General features: G+C 62.7%; 3 protein-coding genes. 1 reads left to right on the top strand and 2 read right to left on the bottom strand.

Annotation, left to right across the window (positions count from 1 at the left end; all coding sequences use genetic code 11):
• Positions 1 to 1325: 1325 nt before the first annotated feature.
• Positions 1326 to 1655, bottom strand: a complete 330-nt coding sequence (locus tag MOX02_RS29460; protein ID WP_147029324.1) for an exonuclease domain-containing protein — start codon at positions 1653 to 1655, stop codon at positions 1326 to 1328.
• A gap of 544 nt (positions 1656 to 2199) precedes the next feature.
• Here MOX02_RS29460 and MOX02_RS29455 point away from each other — a divergent pair.
• Positions 2200 to 2535, top strand: coding sequence for a hypothetical protein (locus tag MOX02_RS29455; RefSeq protein ID WP_147029323.1), 336 nt, complete (start codon positions 2200 to 2202; stop codon positions 2533 to 2535).
• Between the two features lie 579 nt (positions 2536 to 3114).
• Here MOX02_RS29455 and MOX02_RS29450 read toward each other — a convergent pair.
• A complete protein-coding gene (locus tag MOX02_RS29450; protein ID WP_147029322.1) occupies positions 3115 to 3705 on the bottom strand; it encodes a hypothetical protein in 591 nt (196 codons plus the stop codon).
• Positions 3706 to 4555 lie beyond the last annotated feature (850 nt).

Below are 4555 nucleotides of genomic sequence, written 5' to 3'. Positions count from 1 at the left end.
AGCCCTGAAAGGGCGGGCGAACCTGTCTCGCTCCCGCGCGGTGGTCGGCCGTTGCCGGCCGGCTTTGTTGAGCTGCCATGCCACTCACAGGCGGAAGCAAGGATTCCATCCCTCATCCTTGCGCACCTCAATGCCCCCGCATGCCCAGGGACTGGGGCTTGAGACTGGCGACTCGGATCGTGAGCCTGACTGATCGAATGGCTTCGATGGTTCGGCTCGGAGCGCCCGTTTCCAGAGCTTGCGTCTCAAGATCTGTGAGCTGATCGATCAAGCGTCCTTGCTCGATCGCACCCGGCTCACCCGTGATGCGGGCTATCAAGCTGATCAGCCGGTGCATTATGGGGCAGAGACTGGGCGTCTGAGAACTCGCCATCGCAGCGCTCCACATTGGTGGAGAGGCTGACGAGGCTCGCCAGTGGACCGTGACCACCAACATCAACGTGCAGGAGGTCAGGTTGCTCCCCTCTGTCACTCATTCTTCGCCTCCTGAAGACGCTCGCTACAGGCGTCATCGTGGCTGATAGTTGATGATGAAGGGCGAACAGCTACACGCGCCGCGCTGTCGGCCTACTGGGGCGGCCGCCGTGTGTCGTCACGCCACCTTAGGCGGAGGATTGGTTCAGAAGCGTTAGCTTCAGGCGGATCAGCCAACTGGCTGCGCACGTTCATGGTCCCTGAAGGACCGGGCTTGCCCGCCCTGACACGATCAGGAATGGTTTCGTGCCTCGGAGCCATGTTCGGCGATTGCGCCGCACCTGAGCGCCCTTCAATCGGCGCTTGAGCAAGCGCAGCGGCAGGCAAAATTCCAAAAAATACAAAGGACATGAGAAGATATTTCATAACGATTCACCCGGGCATCTTTACGGTAAGGTTAAAGGCCGCCAATTAGTTCCTTTTATTTTCGGCTATTTAACCGTGCGTACCGTGGGAGTGCGAACCCGCGACCTGGTCGGCCACAGCATTTGAAGCGCCAGTTGATCGCGCCGCTCACGTCACCCGACGCCAAGCCGAGAAGCGTAAGAATCACGTTGCTCCGAGCAGCGCCCACTCTCCCAGCCGAGGTGAAGGAGTTGAACGAACGGCTCCGACGCCTGATGCGGGAGGGCTAGTGCAAGGCGCCATCCACAGCGAGGACGTGCTCAATCTCCACCTATTTGGCGAGGCTGTCGAACAGAAATGCCTGCGCCCTGTAGGTCACGAGAACCGGCGTGACAGGGCGCGGGGTCGGTCGATGGCTTGCCCCAGCATCTCTGTCGAGGCGATCCCGAGCTGTCCGGTCATCAATGTGTTTTCGTGGGGGCTCTGCCTGCTGCGACGGCATCAAGCTACGGCAGAGCGCCAATCATCCTCTTGGGCTCGGTCAGCCGCGTGATCTCGGCCGGGATCGGCTTCGTGGGCTGCTGCAACTGGTTGAAGCTCTCCAGCACGCGGTAGATGCGACCGCGGGCGCCGTACTCGAACTTGATGATGCCGAGCTCGATCACCTCGTCGTGGACGAAGTCGGTGCCGGTGGTCTCGGTGTCGAGGATCAGGCCGATGAAGGTCGGCTCGTCGGGCTGAACAGGGGAGGGGACGAAGGGCGCGATCCGGCGCAGCACGCGGTACTCGCCCGTCTCTTCGAGCACGCTCGCGATGCTGTCGAGGGGCTGGCTCACGGTGCCGCTTGGTCCTATTCCGCTTCTTCCGTCCGCCAGCACCTTCGCCGGCAGGCAAGGGCGGAAGCGTAACGGTGGCGCGGACGGATCGAACAGCCGTGGCTCCGGCGTTTCCACAGAAGGATCTGACCATGGTGACGAGGAGCAGCTTGAATCTGCGCCTCGCGGATTGAGACCGCCTCCCGCACCGGCTCAGACGAGGACGTGATTGATGACGACCTCACCGCCGCCCTGAGGAGCCGGTCTGGCAATCGTGTCCGAGGCGCTCAAGGAGCCGGTCCGGCTCTCGCCACCCGCGCGAGCAGTCTCGCCGGCGCGCTGGGCCGCGTGCAGATCACGGAACGTCCTTGGTGCGATCGAGCGCACACGCCGTTTTTTGCGGAGGCGTATATGAGGACCTGCGTTGCTCGCTCCTGACTCTGGCATCCCTCACCCTCCTGCGCGGCTCCGGTATTTATGGCTGCACTCCCGGCTTGGACGCGGCTTCCGCCGCGCTGACATCACGATTGCCGCGCGATCTGGTTCTGCTGCGGAGGTGTCAGTAATGGCTAGGCGTGAGGTGACGGATCTGCTGGAGCGCGACCCGAGGCAGGAGGAGCGGGCGGGCATCGACCTTGAGGGACTGCTCGCCGTGCTCGACGAGACCGGATACCGAGGCGACCCGCGGCTGGAGGTTCTGGGCGAGATCGTCTCGAGCCGAGGAGGTCGGTTTCCGAACGACGCCCGCATCCAGATCGTCGCCCTGAACGACAAGGATCAGGTGATTGGCCTTGCGGACACATCGGTCTCACAGGGCGACCCGGGGTACGAGGCATTCGCCGAGGCAATCGAGCTGCAGGGCTGGCCGACCCGGATCAGGATCGTCGTCTCGTGCCGATGAGCGTCCCGATTCGAGGAGTGTTCTGAAGCTGACTACCGTATGACCCCGCTACGTGCACAACCAGGGATAGGCGAACATCGGGAGGAGGGGTGAAGCTCCCTGTGCCTGCCGGACCAGGATGACCTCACGGCGTCCTCCAACGGATGATGCAGATCAGGTCACCGGCTCGAGATTCAGGCCGGAGCCGGCTCCGACCGCCTCGCTCGCGCGAATGTCGCTCTGGGTTACCGAGTCGGAAACGATCGATCGACCCGCGAAGGTTGTTCTCTATAAGCCCGATCAATCGTCAGCCCTTCAGGTCTAAGGCTGATGGTAGAGTGACACTGCTCCTGGATCCGGGATCATCGTGTGATACCGGCGCGCTGAAGAAGCGCCTCTCCCAGTTGCGGACTGGAGCGCGGCTATGCTTCGGTTCTATCCAACCCTGGTGAAGACAATTGGATGAGAGCAGCCCTGGCTATCCGGCGCAATTTGGCGAGCGCTGAAGACCTACACCGGCTGGCGCGGCGCGGCTGCGCCGCAGTGCTTCAGGCGCCAGACAGTCAATGAGGCGGTCGATCGTGGCGGCTTGGGCGCTCATCAGACGCCAAGCACCGAGAACGCGCTGACGACCCACCACGCGCCCAGAAGGAAGCAGGCGAGCCCGAGGCAGGCGACCCCGATCGCGATCCAGGCGGTCACGACCGTGATCCGGTGGTGGACGTCATTCGTCGGCTCGCGGTCCTTTGCGTTGATCAACAAGAACAGGCCGCCAGGGGTGTCGTAGGTGTGATAGAGGGCTGAGTAGTTGACGTAGGCGATACCGGAGATGATTGCCGCGCTCGCGAGACCAGCGCCGAAGAAGTAGAAAGCGGTGACGAACTGCTTGGCCAAGCTGATGCCGACCAAGGCCATCGTGTGGTCGCTTCGGCTGAAGAATGAAGCTGTAAAGGTCAGCAGTGCGAGGATTGCCCCGCCGTTCAGCAGGAACAAGGTCTTGATGGAGAGAACGCCGTAGGCCTTTATGGCCTCGAGCGCGTGCATCCGCTGCTCGCCGGTCTGATCCGCGAAGACTTTGTTCGCGAGCATGTACTGCTCGCGCTCGAAGTCGCGGGCCTGCTCCCGCATTTTCAGAGTATCTTGTTCGATCAGCGAGTCTCGCTCGCCCGCGCGCTGTTCCGGTGTGCTCAATGCGGTCCCCTGCAACTGGTCGGGAAATTACCACGAAAAGCTCGGCCGGTGGGGCGGCCTCTCAGGCGTCAACGGGCTCGGTTCGGGCTTCGGGCCAGAGCCGGTAGGTGGTGTGGTAGCGCCCGGCCGCCTCATAGCTCGCCCCGCGGTTTGCCTTTGCCGGGTCTCAACCCGAGTGTCCATTCCGCCCGCGAAGACCACTCGGAAGCGGTCGTCCTTCACGGCGACGTAGTGGGTTACACTCCGCGCCGCTGGCGAAAGGAACAGGGTTAGCAGGATCACGCCGCATGCAGTGGGCGTGACTGCCGCCACGGCCACGTCCGACATGAGATGCTGCACGTTGCCGACACAGAAGCGGCGCGAACCGTTGGTTGACGAGGACTGGGGTCACGCGCTGACGCCGGTTGAGCCGGAGTGGAGTGCACTCACCCCAGAGCGCTTGCAATTCCTTACCCATCAACCCTGGGTGCAAAGGGTGACTTCACATGCGCCGCGGTATGACTTCCTACTTGAGGTGAAGGAGCGAGCGGAGCGAGCCTGTGCGGAGCGAAGCGACGCACAGCAAGAAGCAACTCGACCGTTTATGGCGCGTGCCGCGCAAGCGGCGGTTCGGGTTGACACGGTCATCAGTCGGCCTCGCTGCGCTCGGCCGACGCTTCGCGGTCTCGGTTTGTAATGTCAGCTTCGGTTTCTGTCTGAAATCCCAACCGAGGATCTGCCGAGTGTTCGGAGGGTACAGTTCACCCTACCGGGGCGAACTGTCGATCTGAGAACCTGCCTGGCGTCCCGGAGCGATACACCCGATCAGCACACCTTTTCGGTCAGGACAGGCCGTACGTGTTGCCCTGTT

Origin of the sequence: Methylobacterium oxalidis (genome assembly GCF_007992195.1) — a bacterium.
Lineage (GTDB): Bacteria > Pseudomonadota > Alphaproteobacteria > Rhizobiales > Beijerinckiaceae > Methylobacterium > Methylobacterium oxalidis.
The sequence above is the reverse complement of the archived record's forward strand: the minus strand, read 5'-3'. Positions and strand labels throughout refer to the sequence as shown.

Bases quoted from the DNA above. Each gene is read 5' to 3' on its own strand.
- MOX02_RS29455 (WP_147029323.1), top strand. From the start codon at position 2,200: ATGGCTAGGCGTGAGGTGACGGATCTGCTGGAGCGCGACCCGAGGCAG.